General features: G+C 62.4%; 15 protein-coding genes. 9 read left to right on the top strand and 6 right to left on the bottom strand.

Annotated features, from left to right (window positions below; all coding sequences use genetic code 11):
- Positions 1-65 precede the first annotated feature (65 nt).
- Positions 66-1,175, top strand: a complete 1,110-nt coding sequence (locus IFT87_RS17780; RefSeq protein WP_192191428.1) for an aldo/keto reductase — start codon at positions 66-68, stop codon at positions 1,173-1,175.
- Positions 1,176-1,573: 398 nt separating this feature from the next.
- Here IFT87_RS17780 and IFT87_RS17775 read toward each other — a convergent pair whose 3' ends face one another.
- Complete coding sequence (locus IFT87_RS17775; RefSeq protein WP_192191427.1) at positions 1,574-2,740, bottom strand: sensor histidine kinase; 1,167 nt, start codon at positions 2,738-2,740, stop codon at positions 1,574-1,576.
- Positions 2,730-4,028 (bottom strand): sigma-54-dependent transcriptional regulator, encoded by a 1,299-nt coding sequence (locus IFT87_RS17770; RefSeq protein WP_192191426.1) that lies wholly within the window; start codon positions 4,026-4,028, stop codon positions 2,730-2,732. Before IFT87_RS17770 ends, IFT87_RS17775 begins: the two co-directional genes overlap by 11 nt.
- Positions 4,029-4,138: 110 nt before the next feature.
- Between IFT87_RS17770 and IFT87_RS17765 the strand changes: the two genes are divergently transcribed.
- The 5 genes from IFT87_RS17765 to IFT87_RS17745 are packed head-to-tail and all read left to right on the top strand — an operon-like array spanning position 4,139 to position 10,447.
- A complete protein-coding gene (locus tag IFT87_RS17765) occupies positions 4,139-5,362 on the top strand; it encodes an efflux RND transporter periplasmic adaptor subunit (protein WP_236701715.1) in 1,224 nt (407 codons plus the stop codon).
- Positions 5,363-5,373: 11 nt separating this feature from the next.
- On the top strand, positions 5,374-6,054 hold the full coding sequence (locus tag IFT87_RS17760; protein WP_192191425.1) for an ABC transporter ATP-binding protein: 681 nt from the start codon (positions 5,374-5,376) through the stop codon (positions 6,052-6,054).
- Between the two features lie 16 nt (positions 6,055-6,070).
- Positions 6,071-6,754, top strand: a complete 684-nt coding sequence (locus tag IFT87_RS17755; protein WP_192191424.1) for a head GIN domain-containing protein — start codon at positions 6,071-6,073, stop codon at positions 6,752-6,754.
- Positions 6,755-6,783: 29 nt separating this feature from the next.
- Positions 6,784-9,207 carry an FtsX-like permease family protein gene (locus IFT87_RS17750; RefSeq protein ID WP_192191423.1) on the top strand — a complete coding sequence of 808 codons (2,424 nt, stop codon included), beginning with the start codon at positions 6,784-6,786 and terminating at the stop codon, positions 9,205-9,207.
- Positions 9,200-10,447, top strand: coding sequence for a TolC family outer membrane protein (locus IFT87_RS17745; protein WP_192191422.1), 1,248 nt, complete (start codon positions 9,200-9,202; stop codon positions 10,445-10,447). Before IFT87_RS17750 ends, IFT87_RS17745 begins: the two co-directional genes overlap by 8 nt.
- Positions 10,448-10,549: 102 nt before the next feature.
- Here IFT87_RS17745 and IFT87_RS17740 read toward each other — a convergent pair whose 3' ends face one another.
- Both IFT87_RS17740 and IFT87_RS17735 read right to left on the bottom strand, forming a co-directional pair.
- Positions 10,550-11,035: a hypothetical protein gene (locus IFT87_RS17740; RefSeq protein WP_249403437.1), complete on the bottom strand. Its 486-nt coding sequence runs from the start codon at positions 11,033-11,035 to the stop codon at positions 10,550-10,552.
- Positions 10,944-11,225, bottom strand: a complete 282-nt coding sequence (locus IFT87_RS17735; protein ID WP_056677420.1) for a type II toxin-antitoxin system Phd/YefM family antitoxin — start codon at positions 11,223-11,225, stop codon at positions 10,944-10,946. The genes IFT87_RS17740 and IFT87_RS17735 overlap by 92 nt, the downstream gene beginning before the upstream one ends.
- A 401-nt stretch (positions 11,226-11,626) precedes the next feature.
- Here IFT87_RS17735 and IFT87_RS17730 point away from each other — a divergent pair, with 401 nt between their 5' ends.
- The 3 genes from IFT87_RS17730 (at position 11,627) to IFT87_RS17720 (ending at position 14,771) form a co-directional block, all read left to right on the top strand.
- Entirely contained in the window at positions 11,627-12,706 is a 1,080-nt protein-coding gene (locus IFT87_RS17730) for a site-specific integrase (protein WP_342211193.1), read from the top strand.
- A 1,047-nt stretch (positions 12,707-13,753) separates the two neighbouring features.
- Positions 13,754-13,927, top strand: a complete 174-nt coding sequence (locus tag IFT87_RS17725) for a hypothetical protein (protein ID WP_156363477.1) — start codon at positions 13,754-13,756, stop codon at positions 13,925-13,927.
- Between the two features lie 541 nt (positions 13,928-14,468).
- Positions 14,469-14,771: a hypothetical protein gene (locus IFT87_RS17720; RefSeq protein ID WP_192191420.1), complete on the top strand. Its 303-nt coding sequence runs from the start codon at positions 14,469-14,471 to the stop codon at positions 14,769-14,771.
- Positions 14,772-15,315: 544 nt separating this feature from the next.
- Here the strand turns inward: IFT87_RS17720 and IFT87_RS17715 are convergent.
- Together IFT87_RS17715 and IFT87_RS17710 are read right to left on the bottom strand one after the other, a co-directional pair.
- Complete coding sequence (locus tag IFT87_RS17715; protein ID WP_192191419.1) at positions 15,316-15,747, bottom strand: hypothetical protein; 432 nt, start codon at positions 15,745-15,747, stop codon at positions 15,316-15,318.
- A gap of 282 nt (positions 15,748-16,029) precedes the next feature.
- The coding region (locus IFT87_RS17710) for a hypothetical protein (protein WP_342211192.1) at positions 16,030-17,552 on the bottom strand (1,523 nt) is incomplete at its 5' end.

The raw sequence follows: 17,552 nt of genomic DNA, 5'->3' as shown, positions 1-17,552 counted from the left end.
GATGACGGCTAATCCCCCTGCAAACAAGCACTATTCTCAGGTCCACTTTCCAAGGAGCTACAGCAATGACCCTCACCACCTATCGCACGCTCGGACGTTCGGGACTGACGGTCAGTCCGCTCGCGCTCGGCACGATGACCTTTGGCGCCGGACGATGGGGTGCGGACGAAGCGACTGCGCGGGTGATTTTCGACACCTATATTGAGGCAGGCGGTAACTTTGCCGATACGGCCGATGTCTATTCCGGCGGGCAGAGCGAGGAGATGCTCGGCCGCTTCATCGCCGAGCGGGGAAACCGCGACCGGATGGTGATCGCAACCAAATCAGGCTTCCCGCGGAGCGAGGGAACGCCGCTCGCCGGCGGCAATTCCGCACGCAACATCCGCGACGGGATCGAAGGATCGCTCGGCCGGCTCGGCACCGACTTCATCGACATGTACTGGACGCACGTCTGGGACCGCACGACCCCGCCCGAGGAAGTGCTGCGCGCGCTGACCGATGCGGTGCGGCGCGGCGACATCCTCTATTACGGTTTCTCCAATGCACCTGCCTGGTACGCCGCGCAGATCGCGACGTTGGCGCGCGCCCATGGCCTGCCCGAGCCGATCGGCCTGCAATATTCCTACTCGCTGATCGACCGCGGCGTCGAACTAGAAGTGATACCCGCAGGGCACGCGCTCGGGTTGGGGCTCGTCGCCTGGAGTCCCTTGGCGGCGGGGATGCTCACCGGGAAATACGGCCGCGACAAGATCTCCGAGGCCGGCCCGGCCGGCAGTTTGCCCAACCGTGCCGGCGACGCGGCGCCCAGCGGGAGCAACGGCCGGCTGAACGGCGACAATCCCTTTGGCGGCATGCTGTTCACCGAAAAGAATTTCGGAGTGGTGGACGTATTGCGCGTGATCGCCGCTGAAATCGGTCGGCCGATGGCGCAGGTCGCGCTCGCCTGGGTCGCGGCGCGCGGCGGTGTTGCTTCGGTCCTTGTGGGCGCAAGTCGGCCCGAGCAGCTGCTGGAAAACATTGCCGCGCTGGACATCGTCTTCAGTACCGATCAGCAGGCACGGCTCGATGCCGTGGGCGCGCCGCCGATGCTCAATCCGTATTTTATCTTTGCCTTGCCGCGCGCCCGAATTTTCGGTGGTCAGGCGATCGAGCCTTGGGCGCCAACCTTCGTATAATTGGATGAGATGGTGGCGGGGAGCGTGCTGGCAACATCCCCGCCTCTGTCCAGTTGATCCGTCACATCACAAGACTTGTTCATCACTGGTCCGAGTGGACATGAACAAGCGTCCGAAGTTGGGAGGCCCGAAGGTACGCTGAATGTCGGTTTCTGGGTCGTCTTCGTAACCGTTGCGCGTCGATAGCAGCTTGATCAATCCCTGTGACATGCCGCGCTGGCGACAAGGCCAATGCATGCTGCTGGGCGGAGCTAGAAGCTCTCCCGTGTCTTGAGCTCTAAGTTTCGAAAACAACGCCTGTTTGGAAAAGAGGCCGCGACAAACGGCCGGCGGTTTGTCCAACGCGCAGGCCTTCTCGCATAGGTTCTGAGCCGAGATAAAGCGCTTGGCTTATGATGTCAGAGCGGCACCGAAAGGTCGAAAGTCGTTGGACGAGTAGCACGTAGCGTCACGTCTCCACCATGGCTTTGAGCTATCTGGCGCGCAGCGGCTAACCCGATTCCGTTGCCGTCGGCCTTCGTAGTGAAAAAGGGCAGGAAGATCGATGCGTGATGGGCGGGGTCGATGCCGGGGCCGTCGTCGGCGACATGAAAGGTCAGGCGATCCGTCGATACCGTAGCAGACAGTCGCACCATCGGCGGTAAATCTGTTACAGTCGTCGCTTCGACGCCGTTGTGCAGCAGCGCCAGCATTGCCTGCACCATCTGGCTGCGATCAAGCGAAACGATCAGGCTGCCCACCTCCGCGATCGTTAGCCGCGCTTCCCCGTGCCACTGTCCGTCGAAGAGCCGCGCGAGATCGGCGAAGAGGTCGGCGACGGAAACCGGGGCAAGTGTAGGTTCGGGCAGTCGTGCTACCTGGCGATAGGCTTCGGTGAACCGGCGCAGGCCATCGGCCCGGCGGGCTAGCGTACCAAGGATCTCGGGTAGGAGCCGGTCACGCCGCTCGGGCACCGCCAGTACCGCGAGCGCGGTCTCGGCGAGCGAAGCAATGGGTGCCATTGCGTTCATTACCTCGTGGCCCAGGACTCGCAGCAGGTCGCGGGTGGCTCGTGCCTCAGCGGCATGTTCCTGGGCCTCGACGTCGATCAACGCAATCAGCATGCCCGGCACAGCACCCTGGACGGCGACGCGATCGATACGCCAGCTTCGTCCGTCATGGCGGAGCCGCGCCGCGTCGCCGGACAGCAGTGGGGCGGGCGCTGGCAGGACGAGATCGTCGGTCGCGAACAGCAACCGTGCGGCACGGTTGAGCGCACGAACACGCGTCCCTTCAATCGCGAGCAGCGCCCCGGGCGCTTGGTCAAGGAGAGTGCGCAGCATGAGCCGCTCGTCCTCGTGTTCTTCGTTTCGCTCGCCGGTTGCTACGGCTGCGGTATCGCGTGGTTCGCTAGCGCTCCACCACAGTAGCGTTGTAAGCCAGATCGCCGACAGGACACCGAACACCATCGTGCCGTAAAACCCGTAACGCAGTGCCCAGACGGTGAGACCTCCCGCAGCGATCAACCCTGTTGCAGCGGCGATGGCGCCCAGACCACGGGGGTTGAGTGCCCGGTCAGAGACCATAGCGGGTCATCCGGCGGTACAAGGCTTGCCGGGTAAGCCCAAGTGCATTCGCGGCGTGGCTGACATTGTGATGATACTGGCGCAGCGCGGCCTCAATCATCACGCGCTCTGACGCGGACAGCGACACGTCGAGAGGTGCTGCCGGGTCGGGCGCTGCGTTGGCAATCGTCCGGACTAGGGTGGGTGCCAGCGCACTTCCATCGATAACGCCGTCGTCATCAAGTAACACCGCACGCTCGACCGCCTGAGCGAGCCCGCGCACTTCGTCGGTCCACTGCGTCGACAGGATGAGCCCCTCGGCAGATGCGGTGAAGGGTGGGGCGATCTTACCGTAACGTTCGGCCGCGATGCGCGCAAAATGCCGCGCGAGCAGCAGCGCGTCATCCCCGCGCGCGGCAAGGGGCGGTAGTGCTAGGACGATCGTGGCGAGCCGCGCCCGCAGTCGAGAAGACAAGCGAGCGGCATCCTCGACGATGCTGATCGTGCGCAGGTTGTCCGGCAAACGGTCGAGCAGCCGTGTCTGTGCTACGGCATCCAAACGATCCGGATCGCGTAGTATCAGCGTGCCGGTGATCCCGTCCATGCGCGACCACGCCCCCTCGTCGGGCACGTCGATCGTTACAATCGCAACCTCAGCATGAGGAGAGCTCTCGTGGATCTGCGTGGCAGCAAGGTTGCGGCCGCTGCCGGCGGGGCCCTCGATGAGCACGCTCGCGGACGTCGGTGCGATGCGGCGGATGAGGTCACGTGCGGCGAGAATGGGCGGACTGTCGCCAAGCAGCCGGTGGGGCGTGGTGGGGATGGCGGCCGCACCGGCGACGGGTCGTAGGTGCTTGGCGATCGCGGCCTCGACGCGCGCGATCAGGTCGTCGTTGCGCCACGGCTTCATCACGAAGTCCACCGCGCCCGCCTGCATTGCAGCGACAGCAATACGGATGCCGCTGTGTGCCGTGATGACGACCACGGCCGCGGCGGGATCGTCGGCAACGATGCGCGCAAGGCAAGCGAATCCCTCCGCGCCGCTGGTTTGCCCTTGCGTAAAGTTCAGATCGAGCAGGATCGCATCGAAGCGCCGCTGTGCCAGCATCGAAAACGCCTCTTCCGGTCCGCCTGCTACGTCGACTGCGTGCCCAGCGCAATCGAACGCCAGCGCGATCGCGCGCGCAACCTCCGGATTATCGTCGACGAGTAGAATCGTTGCACCGCTTGACACATAGTTTTCTGTCCGCTGGCGGACAGCGTGTCCGGGGTCGGACAGCACGGACGATGGGATGTTCTGCTTAGTCATTGTAATTGGGCCTTTTCGGCATTTCGGCATTCTTGCGCGACACTGTCCGCATGATGACCGAACAGCCCGTACACGCAACCACCTCTCCCGGTGCCAGCATGGATCGCAGGGTGGCGAGAAAGGCGACGCCGTGGTGGCGGCGCCGGACAGTGCTGATCTCCATCTCGGTGGTAATTGTCGCGTTGATGCTGTGGCGTTTCCTGCCGGCGAGCGGATCGACTGACATCGAGCTCGCCGACGTTGAGATCGGCACAGTCATCCGCGCGCCGTTCGCCGATTACCTCCCCGTGCGCGCCACTGTAGCGCCGCGCGTCACCACGCTGGTCGGCGTGTTGTCGGGGGGGCAGGTCGAGACGCTACTAGTGCAGGACGGTGCGATGGTGGCCACCGGTCAGCCAATTGCTCGCCTTGCCAATCCGACGCTCAAGCTCGATGTTCTGACACGCGAGGCACAGATCGCCGGGCAGCTCGGCGACGTGTCTGGTCAGGATCTGGGTATCGAGCGCAACCGCCTGGACCGTGCGGGCCAGATCGCGCAGGCCAATTACGACCTCATCAAGGCGCGCCGCGAACTCGGCATTCGCCAGCAGTTGCACGACCAGGGCTTTGTATCCGACGCTGGTGTGAAGAGCTTTGCAGAAGAAACTGCTTATCAGGAAAAGCGCGTGGCGCAGCTGCAATCGGGCGGTGCGGCGGAGGCGCGGATCACCGCGACACAAGCCGCGCGGCTGGCAGATACGCGTGGACGGCTGTCGGGCAACCTAGCCGCGGTACGCGCCGGCCTCGACGCGCTGACCGTGCGCGCACCTACCGGCGGGCGGCTGACCAACTTCACGATCCAGCCCGGCCAAACCCTAAAACCCGGCGACCCGGCGGGACAGATCGACAGCGAGGGCTCGTGGAAGTTGGAGGCGGACGTCGACGAGTTCTATCTCGGCCGCGTGGCGGTCGGGCAGCGCGCCATCGCCGATGGTGCGCGGCTGACGGTCAGCAAGGTGCTGCCTGCGGTCAAGGATGGCCGCTTCCGTGTCGAGCTGACGTTCGACAGTGCCGCGCGCGTCAGGCTCAACCGCGGCCAGACGCTTGATATCCGCATCACGCTCGGCAGCACCGCGCCAGCGCTGGTTGCCCCCGTGGGGGGCTGGCTAGAGGCGGGGAGCGGATCTTCGGCCTTCGTCCTAGATGCCGACGGTCGCCATGCCCGCCGTCGGGTGGTGAAGGTCGGTCGCCGCAACCCCGAGCAGGTCGAAATCCTGTCCGGCCTCTCGTCCGGCGAACGCATTACCACCTCGAACACTTCGTCCGTGAAGGGCGACATCCTCAACCTCCGCTGAAGGGCCGTTCCATGATCCGTTTAGAGAGCATCCAGCGCCGCTACGTCTCCGACGAGGTCGAGACCACCGCGCTTCACGACATCGACCTGCACGTCGGAGCTGGCGAGTTTGTCGCGATCATGGGCCCGTCTGGCTGCGGCAAGTCGACACTGCTCAACATGCTCGGCACCGTCGATCGGCCGACCGGGGGGCGATATCTGTTCTGTGACCGAGACCTGGCAGCCCTGGACGAGAAGGAGTTGGCGAAGTTCCGCGGCAGCACGCTGGGCTTCGTGTTCCAAAGTTTCAACCTGATCGACGAGCTGACGATCGCCGAAAATGTCGAGCTTGGTTTGGCCTATCGCAAAGACAAGGCGGGCGACCGCCGCCAGCGCGTTGCGGCAGCGATGGACAAGGTCGGCATTGCTCACCGTGCGCGTCACTACCCGCACCAATTGTCCGGCGGGCAGCAGCAGCGTGCCGCCATCGCCCGCGCGATCGTCGGCGACCCGAAGCTGATCCTTGCGGACGAGCCCACCGGCAATCTTGATACCGAAAACGGTGCGCAGGTGATGAACATCTTGACCGGCCTCAACCAGGAGGGGGCGACGATCGTGATGGTCACGCACTCTCCTAGCCACGCCGACATGGCGCGGCGCCGGATCGACATGCTCGACGGCCGCATAGTCACCTCCGTCGCCCGCGCCCTCTGACCCGAAAGGACCGATCATGAACCGACTTACCCATGCCGCCGCCCTCACGCTCGCCGTCGCTTCCTCCCCGGCCTCGCCGCAATCCAGCGAGCAACGCTTCAACGTCCGCGGGTTCAATGCAGTCGAGCTGACCGCGTCAGACTCGATCCAGATAGTTCAGGGGTCGACCGTGTCGGTGGTCGCGACCGGCGATCCGCGCGCCATCGCCGCGCTAGCGATCGATGTCCGCGGCGAAACGCTGCGCGTCGGCCGGCGCCCCGGTACGTGGCGTGACAAGGGCGCGCGCATCACCGTTACGATGCCGTCGCTGCGGGCTGCGCTACTCTCAGGGTCGGGTGAAATCCGCGCTGGTGCGATCGAACGCCGCGACTTCGCTGCCAGTATCTCGGGTTCCGGCGGGATCGTACTGACCGACCTGCGCGTCGGGACTGCTCGGTTCGACCTGTCCGGATCGGGATCGATCGTCGCTAGCGGCCACGCAAACACTGTAGCGATCGACATGAGCGGCTCGGGCAGCATCAATACGCGTGGGCTGGCTACGTCGGCGGTCACGGTGGATCTGGGCGGATCGGGCACGGTCACCGCCACGGCGTCTCGTACCGCTACGATCGGCGCGGGTGGCTCGGGCATGATCCGCGTTTCGGGCGGTGCACGCTGCGACGTTCGCAAGGGTGGCAGCGCCATCGTCCGCTGCGGCTGACCTTCCTTTCTCAAACACGGACGAGACAGATGAACCGCTTCGCCCTGCTGACGCTCTACCGCTCGCTGACCCGCCACAAGCTTTACGCTGCGCTCAACGTCGGCGGACTGGCGGTGGGGATCGCGGTATTCCTAGTTCTCGCCCTCTACGTCCGGTTCGAGACAAGCTATGAGAAATGGCTCCCGCGTTACAACGGAGTCTACGCGGTGCAGACCGTATGGAACCTTCCGGAAAGCCCGTTTAATGGTGCTTATCCCTGGACGATGGGGGGCCTCCTTGATCAAATGCGCGAGGATTTCCCCGGCACGGTCGGCACCCGGGTACGCGGCGGCAAGGGTGCCGGCAACGTCTTGCGCGGGGGCATCGCGGTTACCGACGACGTAGCTCAAGTCGATCCGTCCCTCTTCGAAGTGTTCGACCTGCCGATGTCGCGCGGCAACGGGCGCGATGCGCTACGCACACCGACAAACACAATCATCAGCGAAAGTGCTGCCCGCAGATATTTCGGAGCTAGCGACCCGGTCGGTCAGACCTTGACGGTCGGGATGGACAGCTCCGACGCCTATCGCGTCGCGGGGGTCTTCCGCGACCTCCCCAAGAACAGCGACCTTAACTTTTCCATCCTGATCCCGCTTCCGCGGACGCCGCCATCGGAAACCTGGTTTCATTGGGGAAGCTCCTCCCTACAGACCTTTCTCCGCTTCGACACACCGGCCACGGCACAAGCGTTCCAGCAGAAGCTTGGAGCGTTCGTCGATCGTCGCGGGCTGAAGGACATGGGCAAGGACGCCTCGAGGACGCAACAGCTCAAATTGCTCCCGATCGCGAGGATGCATCTCGAACCCCAGGGGACGCAGAGTGCGAGCCGAAATATGACGGTCACGACGCTGGGCGTGGTCGGGTTGCTCACCTTGCTGATCGCGATCGTCAACTACGTGAACCTCGCGACCGCCCGCGCCGGACTGCGCGCTCGCGAGGTCGCGATGCGCAAGGTGCTTGGCGCCGACCGGCGCGCGCTGGTCGGCCAGTTCCTCGGCGAGGCGATTCTGACGGTTGCAATCGCCGCCATCATCGGCCTGATGCTCGCGGAACTCAGCCTGCCGCTCGTTAACGCGGCGGGCGGATTGTCTTTGACGATCCCTTACGCGCTGGTCGCGCCGGCGCTAGTCGCGCTGGTGGTGCTCGTGGGCATCGCCGCTGGCTCCTATCCGGCGATACTGCTGTCGCGTTTTCCAGCCGCCACCGTGCTCGCTTCGGCGCGTGCGCCGGGTGGCGGGCGGGCCGGCAACCGTATTCGTGAGGCGCTAGTGGTGCTTCAGTTCGGCCTCGCCATCGCTTTTACCATCGGCACCTTCGTACTGGTTTCGCAGACCAGGCACGTCCGCCAGACCGATCTGGGCTTCAAGCGCGACGGACTCTTGGTGGTCCGCTCTTTGGCCGATAGTCTGATCGATCCGGCACAGAAGAGTGCGGTCGTCGCGGCGATCCGGGCGATACCCGCAGTGAACGATGTTACTGTCGGCAACAGCGCGGTGGGCGGCAGTGGGGAGAATAACAGCGATAACGTACCGCTGCCAGGCGTAGTCGGACCTGGTCCGTCATTGCGCTGGGTCGTTGTCGGTCCGCGTTTCTTCGATGTGTACGCCAGTCGACTGATTGCGGGGCGGGTGTTCGACGACGCACACGGAGCCGATGACTCGAAGCCGCTCGGTAAAGGCGCACCGATCAACATTGTTATCAATCGCCGCGCTATACCGACGCTCGGCTTCCGCTCAGCGCAGGATGCGATCGGCAAGACCGTAGGCGGCGACCGTCCGCGAACGATCATCGGCGTCATCGACGACATGCAATTCTTCGGCCCACGCGAACCCAATAGCGCGACCTACTACGTCTACTCTCGACAGCCGGAGAAGGCTGGTACAGCGGTGGCGTCGATCCGCTACACGGGCGATCCGCACGCAATGGTGGCAGCTGTGCGCAGCATCTGGCAGCGGATGGTACCGCAGGTTCCGTTTGACGGCGACACTGCCGACAAGTGGCTGGGAGAGTTCTACGAGGACGATGATCGCGCGACCCGACTGTTCGCCATCGGCGCGGGGCTGGCGGTGCTGATCGGCTGCGTCGGGCTGTGGGGTCTTGCCTCATTCAACACGGCCCGGCGGATCAAAGAGATCGGCATCCGCAAAACGCTAGGTGCGTCGTCCGCCGACATCGTCAGGCTGCTGGTCGGCCAGTTCCTGCGCCCCGTGATGATCGCCAATCTGGTCGCATGGCCGCTCGCCTTCGTCGCGATGCGGACTTGGCTTGCGGGGTTCGAAGATCGGATCACGCTGTCACCGCTTTATTTTATCGGGGCGAGCGTCCTCGCGATTGTCATCGCTGTGCTGACGGTACTCGCCCAATCGTTGCGCGCCAGTCGCGCCGCGCCGGCTTGGGCGTTGCGCCATGAATAAGTGGCCCTTAATTGCTGCAGGACTGGTTCTGGCGACTCCAGCCTGCGGAGAGACGCTGCGCGAGGCGGTCGCCACGGCTTATGCCTCCAACCCTGAGCTTGCAGCAGCTCGTGCTCGGCAGGAAGCGCTGGCGGAGGCGCCTGAACAGGCGCGCGCCCTCGGTCGACCGTCCGCTGATGGCGGTGCCACGGCGGGTTATGACCGGCTCGGCGTCGGTCGCGCCGGCACGGTGAGTGTAGGCGCTACACTGCCCGTTTGGACCGGGGGCCGAGTATCCTCAGCGGTACGCGCGGCGAACAACGACGTGGCGGCCGGGGCCGAGGGTCTGCGTGATACGGAGGCGGCGATCCTTGAGAGCGTTGTCGCCGCCTACGCGGACCTGCTTTACAACCAGCAGGCGGTGGAGGTGGCGCGGGTAGGCATTGAGCGGCTCGACGCCCAGGTCGCCGAGGCGCGTTCGCGCTTCGGGCTGGGCCAGGCGACCCGCACCGACGTTGCCCAGCTTGAGGCGCAACGCTCAAGCGTTGTCGCTAACATGGCTGATGCGGAAGGAACCCTCGCGACCGTGGCTGCGGCATATCGCTCGATCGTCGGGCAGTCGGCAGACGTACTGTCCACCGAAACTCCGCCGCCGACGGCGCTACCAACGAACTTGGAAACGGCGCGCGAGGCCGCGCAGGCTCGTAATCCGCTTCTGCTCCAGCAGCGCCGCGTCGCCGATGCAGCAGCGGCGCGAATCGGTCGAGAGCGAGCCGAACGCGCGCCGTTCCTGGCGCTAAACGGCGCTTATGGCTATGGTGGTCGGATAGCCGACGAGCGCGTTCGAGGTTATGAGGCCGCGGCCTCTGCGGGGCTGGCACTTCGGGTGCCACTGCTGACCGGCGGGCTGGTGTCTTCGCGGGTGAGGCAGGCAGAAGCGACGTACCGCGCCGAGCGATTTCAGATCGATGCCGCTGCGCGGGAAGCGATACGCGGTGCAGATGCCGCCTGGGCGACGCTCATTGCCGCGCGTGCCCGACTGAAAGCGAACGTAGATGGGTTGGCTGCTGCCGACCTTGCACTCAAGGGTGTACGCGCTGAATATAGCTACGGTTTACGCTCAACGATCGACATCCTTGTTGCTGACCAGAGCTTCCGTGCCGCGCAGCTCGCCGTTGCGCGCAGCCGCAGCGATGTTCTGATCGCCCAAGCCGCGCTTTTGCGCGCGACGGGGCGTCTGTCCGGAGAGGCTTACGCATAGACTCTCCGACCGACATCACTTCCCTAATCGCAACTCTCAGTGTCGTCGAAAGCACGAAGTCCGAGGGCGATCGACGTTTGATTTCGATCGATGCCGGTTGTGTCAGTCGCGATCCACCGGACGGCCGATGCCAGCAGCCACGATCGCATCACGGACCCGCCGAAAGAAGCTTGCTGGTAGGTAGCCATAACTGACAGCGGGCTCGCGCCCCGGAATCGGTCGGATGTCGTAGCCGGGCCAGGCAAACCGGTTCCACTCAGTGATGATGATCCACGACCTATCGCCCGACAGGCCGAGATCACGCCGAATGGCGTCGGGCACTTCGATCGCCAACTGATCGCGGGTAGGGGCTTTCGTGGTCAGCGGCACGACGTGCACCTGGTCGATCCCGTCCTTCTGACGAGTCACCAGAACAACGGCAACGGGCCGGTCCTTTAGACCTTCATCCCGGCCTTTAACGTACTCGTATTCCCACAAGTAGCTGTAGTTGAGGACTTCACCCGGTTGCGGCGGGGTTGAGCCTTTTTTCGGCGTCTTGGGCGCCGCGGCCGGGTTCGACGCCGCGGATGGCTTCGAGGGTTTCGTCATCAAGATCCTCCACGCGGCCTGCGATCCGTTCACGACGGCGCAGGCGTTCGTATTCATCGACGGGGACCATGACGAAGCGCACGCGGCCGTTCCGACTAACGCCGACCGGGCGGATCATCGCCTCGTCGGAATAGCGGCCGAACTGCTTTTGCAATTCGCCCGAGGGTACGATTTCCATGCTCGTCGCCATGAGCGGGTGTTCCTGTGCTGAATGCTTTGCAGGCTGCTGCCTTGCGGGGCGGGATCTCGATCGCATGCAGGCTGCTGCCTGTACGCGGGGGGCTCGGTCGCGAATGCGGGCTCAGCCTGCATGCGCGGATCGTGGTAGAAGCACTACCGGCTTAAAGCCGATATCGATCAAATAGGGAAAGTACGGATAACCGTCAAGTAACATATAAAACGCAAAATCAGGCAAAATCGTGAAAGTTGGATTGTCGGGATAAAATCACAAGCGCGGATTATCCGGCAAATAATTCTAGCGATAAACCCCATTCCCGCTAGAAACGTGTAGCGTGGATTTTGGCGAGCGCGTACCAGTCAGGAGCCACGAAATATGGCATCGGGCCCATTTTAATGATCGAGCGAACCGATGTGTCACACGATGCCGAAAATGACATGAGCCCGGTCGGCGACCTCGTCGTGGCCGATCAAGTCAGCGCGCTCGCCACATACCTACCCGATCTCGCACCGGATGATCGCGAGCGGGTCGATGGCTATGTCGCTCGCGCGTCGGCGGAAGCGACGCTGCGCGCCTACCAATCCGACTGGCGGCTCTTTTGCGCCTGGTGCGAGGAAAGCGGATATCAATCGCTGCCCGCGACGCCGGCGATCGTCGCCGCCTTCCTGACCTTACTGGCTGAGCGCGGGTTTGCGCCACGGACGCCGCGTCGGGCGCGGGGAGGGCGCGAGGCTTTGGCGAAGCCGCTCGGGCGTTCAACGATCGGTCGACGGCTATCGGCAATCGTCTTTGCGCACCGCGCAGCGGGGTTCGATCCGCCGACGCAACAGCCAGACGGCGCGCGGCTGGAAAAAGCCATGCGTGCCATCCGGCGCGACAAGCGCGACGATCCGTCGGGTAAGAAGCGCCCTGCGGATGGTGACGTGTTGCGTGACATGCTGCGGACGATCGATGGCGGGGATCTTCGGTCGTACCGTGACCGGGCCCTGTTGGCGATCGGGATGGCCGGGGCGTTTCGTCGCTCCGAGTTGGTGGCGATTACCGTCGGCCGGGTGTCGGACGATACACGCGGTCTGCTGGTCCGCGTGCCGACGTCGAAGACCAACCAGGAGGGCAGGGGGCATAGCGTCGCCATTCCCGATGGCCGGCGCCTCGAGCCGGTGCGGCATTATCGTGCCTGGCTGGAGAAAGCCGCGATCGACAGCGGTCCGGTGTTTCGCAAGCTGACCCCGCAAGGGCGGCTCACCGAGCAGCCGATGAGCGCGCAGGGTGTGGCACTTGTCGTGAAAGCCGCTGCCCGATCCGCGGGCTATCCGGCAGCCTTATTCTCTGGGCACTCGTTGCGAGCTGGGTTCCTGACGGAGGCGGGGCGGCAGAATGCCAATCTGTTCAAGATGCGTGAGCATAGCCGGCATGCCTCGATCGATATGGTCGCCGAGTATGTCCGCGATCATGAGCGATTTCGCGAACATGCTGGAGAGGGGTTTTTGTGATTCCGTCAGTCGCCGGGCTGGGGAGAATAGCGCGAGTGGCACCAAAAGTTCGTGCTTTCAACGACACTCCGGCTGCTCACCGCTTCGTCATCCCAAAATACGTCCGGGTTAAACTCGACGATTCAAGAATCAGGTAGCGCCGTCCCAGTCGATGCCGCGGCCCGCTGAACGACCTTCGTGTCGCCGGCTGTTTCGTCGTGCAAAATAAGATTGATGTCGTTGTCGGAGACAGGGGGCGGTGCACAGAACGGAGCCAGTTACACGCTAACGATCGATAGTGACGGAAAACCTCCGAAATCGGGTTTACGCCTACTCGGGCAAAGCGACACGGTTTGTCGCCCAGGCTGAGCCTCAATTAATGGCTGCGTCAGTGGCCACGGGGGTGCCGTCGGAAATCATGTGTTTTCTGACAGGACGCGGCGCAAAAAAGCTGCCGGGCCGTTCCCGCCCAATCTCGGCCATTTAAAGGCTGGCGACCGCATCGGGAGCGGTCATTCAAATTCTACTGCTGCGCCGCCTGTAATAGGAGCAGGCTTTGGACCGAAAGGCGCTGGCGCGGGTTCGAGCCCGCCTTCGTCACCATATCCCGGCCGTCTTTGTGACGGCATACCGAGACGCCTATGTAGTTCGATTAGCAGCGCCTTGTCTTCCGAGGTAGGAAGGGGCGGACCGACGAGATCCTTTACTGGCATTGCGTGCCTCGCTCAGTAGTTAGATCGCAGGCATACCACACTGGCCGCGCGACGTCCGCTTTCTCCAATTCGCCGCTAGGAGCAGACTGTCGCTTTTCCACCCAAAAGCAGACGTTCCGGCCTTGCGTTAGGTAAGGTGAAACCGCGCCGTACGAGGGATGTCTTATTCGCAGAGGCGGGTTGCGCGTTATCACAACTCGCAGCAACGAGCGAAACCGGCCGCTTCCTGAGGCTTAATGACGCATATATTGAGATCTCGCATCATAACTGCCATAACCAATCGATCTCTACGACTAGTCTGAAGCACGGTAGGGATGGACGTGGTCGACATGTCCGCTTGCCATGGAGCGAAACCATGCCTGAGGTAAACGAACGCGCATATTACGCACAGCGCGCTTCTGACGCCGCTAAATTAGCGGAGTTGGCTGAAGATCCGAAAATTGCTAACATTCATCGTGGCATGGCCGCAAGTTACCGTGAGCTGGCAGAAATGACACCCGCAACGCGACAGCTTCGCTGGGCCGATTAGGCATACATACGCGATATCTAGTACGATGTTAACGTAACAGCGATGGATCCCTTTTCTTGACCCCGAGACATGCCTTACAAAGGTGTTTTGCTAAAGCAGGCGCTACAAATCAGCGACCCATCAGCTGGTCTTTGGACGCCGAGTTTGTCGTTCGGCTTGCCATCGATACCGAAGCCGTATTGGGATATTACCCCGACTCCATCGAGAAGTTTTTGGGGTTGCCCGTTCGATTGCAGCCGTCAGGCTATGGTAATCGACTGATAACGGAAGAAGGCTGGATCACCGTTCCTGACCATGCATTGATCGAGACGCGATCGGGGGTATTACCGCTATCAATTTCAAAAGTGTTAACATACTCGTAGAGCTACGGCTAAGCCGAGAAAAAGAAAGCAGACGTTCCGGCTGCACCTTAAAAAGAAGAAACCACGCCGTACGAGATGACATCTCATTCTCGGAGGCGGGTTGAGCGTTACCACAACTCCCAACAAACGTCCAAAAAAGCCCAATTGCGGACATTCACGCCCGGCGTATAGTCGCCCAAATGATCCTTTACCGATCCGTTCACGCTTTGATCGCTTTTGCTGTACTGAGTGCCTGCGCATCAACGATCAGAGAGGTGCCGCCATGTTGGCGTGCAGCGGATTTTAAGCAGGGCGAGGGCTTCCACGGCAGTGTCTTCATCCTCGCCGGATACGATACACGATCGATGATCTTCCTGGTCGGCTGCGACGAAGGAGTTACCGCCGATCTGCCGGAGGGTGTGACTCTTCCCGGCTACAGGGGCGCAGATTTCAGCGTTCCACCCGAACGTCTCTTCTACGAGCTTTGGTGGAGGGAAAAGTAGAAGAGACCGCGATCGGGAGGCCAAGCGTTCGGCTTACCCGCGTTGTGGACCCGCAACAGAAAGCACCGCGCTGGCTTGTTGGGAACGTCCGCTAACCACCAGTTCTGGACGTTCCGGAGTCGATCGCATCGAATAACCGCTTTCGCCCAATTGCGGACATTCGACATCGCCCCTAATCTCCGGCGATGCGCTGGGGAAACCTTCTGCCCTTGACGGCAAGTCTGCCGTGGCTGGTGCTTACCGCGATCACCATCAGCACCCTGAACAATAATTCGCAGTGTTCCTCCGCGTGTATGGGAGCCTTCGATCAGTTACAGGCCGTAGGGGTGCCTACGCTTGTTCTTTCTGCACTTATCGTGGCGGGCGGATTGTTCGCTCGACGCGTGAGACGATCTGGATGGTTCCTAATTGCAGTCAGCATTTCGTCGATGGCCTTGTGGCCGTATCAACTCGTTTGGGTAACGGGAGGCGTATGAGATCGACTTTGCCTGATTCCGCTAGCCACCAGTCGCGTACAAAACGCGCCCCGCCATTGCTCAGTCTACTATGGGGGTGGTGGTGCTGCTTTAAGGTGAAGATAAAAACCGGCTATTTTTTCCCCTTTTACAAAATACGTACAAATTAGTTCGTGCTCGCCGGATCGGTCTGACGCAGAGCCATACGGACACATGCGCTTAACATCGACAAAGCGAATGTCTGATTGAACTCGATCCCGTTGATCCGTTTCGTGCGTGCTGGTTATGCGGCAACCATTCTTTTCTAGTACACCTAGGATCGATACAGTCTCTTTATTAAGTGGGCCGCCAACATCACCCATTCCAAGCTGAGCATCAGCTGTCAGCATAGCGAGTACGGTGGGCCAATCCTCCTTCGCACTTGCTTCCAATAGACGTTGGACAACTACGGCTGGCGTTTCGACGTTCGACATCACCATAATAGGAGCGGTAGCAGCCAGTAATGCGACAGTGAGGCTCATAATCGTCTACCTCGGCATCAAAGCACTAACTTAGCTGTAAAGCGGACTGGCGCAAATCAATCAAAAATTGGCCGATCGGCTCTTGCCCTGCCTACCGAACGAACGTCCGCGCACGCCATCTGCCTCCCCAATAGCGGACGGTCTGCATCCCACCAATTATTGCCGTTCAGCGGTCAGATGTGTGGAAAACCCGGTCGCTAATACGGCTGTACGACAAACGGGTGATTTTGGACGGCAGCCGCAGCCGCTGAATGGTTTCCGGGAAGCTGGCTACAAAAACCGCTACCGTGCTAGCCTTTTCCACCCAAGCCAGATACCACTTATCGACGTCACAACACCGGCGATCGAGAACAGCCAGATCAGTCCATCCCAGGCCGGCCGGTGCAATGTCAGCGTGTTCAGATCCCATCTGTGGAGGAGGTTGAATACCCAGCGGTACACCCTCTGTCGTTCATCGACCGTCCGGAGAACTTCCCCGGTAGCGGGATCGACATAGAACCAAGTCTGTGCCGGATCGGCAAAACGCAGCCGCAACACTGGTAGACGCGGTAGCATCCCGACCGCATACCAGTATGCATCGGGCGCCGTCAGGCAATCGACCGAGAGTAGCGGCGCGGAGCTCTCCAGATGACGTACGGCCCTCACGATGGCCACCTCTGTAGCTTGGGATGGCGCGAGTGTGACCGCATTCAACACTACTCGCCGCCCGTCGTGATAGGACAGCAGGACGAGGGGGGTTCCCGCATGGTGAGTCAACTGCGCTATCACCGCACCCTCGCCTGCTATGCGGAGCCGGTCGAGTGCTAGGTCCGGCATCGGATCAGAGGCCTGATAGATCCGCATCGCCGCATCGTCTGGCTTCGTCCCGCGAAACAGATGGCCGGGATCGACCGACAGCCAACCGCTAAAGATCCAGGCGACTAGGAAAGCACCACCCACCAGCCCCGCGACATGATGCCAGAGCATCCAGCCGTTGTAGGGTGTCATTCGCCCGCCTTTGAAGCGCCGTGCGCCGATGCGGGTCCGCAGGATGCCGATCCACATCCCCGCGACCGCCGCGGCGATGCAGGGACCAGACACCCATAGCACGACCTGACGCCAAGCCCTTTGATCCTGTCTTAGAACCGTCGGATAGAGCCAGTGCGGCACCGAGCCGAGCCAATTCCAGAACCGCTCGCGACGGGTGGTCACTTGAAAGACGGCGCCCGTATTCGACGACACATAGGCCTCCGTGCCGGACGCGTCGGCAAGCGCAACCTTCCAAAGTGGACGGTGTCGATCGAAGCCGCCAGCAACCGTCCACTGATCCCGGGTCAGCCGTTCTACGTGCCTCGTCGGTGCGTTGGCAAAGCGGCCAGCGACCCGACCGGCGTAACGAGCATCGACTGGCCGCAGGACGGTACCGCGACTGGCGGCGAGAGTGGTGTGCGTTCCATCCCACCCGGTCACGCGCCAGACAGGCGCGCCGTCGCGCATCTCGAGGAACAGCTCCTGCGATAGCCGTCCGCCGTCCAGCGGGGGCGGCACGTTCACTGCTGCCCAGTCGATCGCCTCGCTCCCAGCCAGCTTATCGGCTGGCGAGAGGGAGGGATAAGGCACGTAGACCATCACCAGCCCGGACAGAAACCACATGGCGAAGAACAGGCAGCTGGCGATGCCGATCCAGCGATGAACGAGGTACAGCCAGCGCCGGGCAGTCTTGCCAAGCGCCGGCCGCCTGAGGGCGTTAAAAGCTGGCACGAAGCGAGACGTCGACCGCGCGGGGACGGCCGAGCACCCATTGCTGGTTGTTGTACGTGCTGATC

Source organism: Sphingomonas sp. CFBP 8765 (genome assembly GCF_014841445.1).
GTDB classification, from domain to species: Bacteria; Pseudomonadota; Alphaproteobacteria; order Sphingomonadales; family Sphingomonadaceae; genus Sphingomonas; species Sphingomonas aerolata.
Note: the sequence above shows the minus strand (reverse complement) of the source record. Positions and strands in the feature narration are given on the sequence as shown.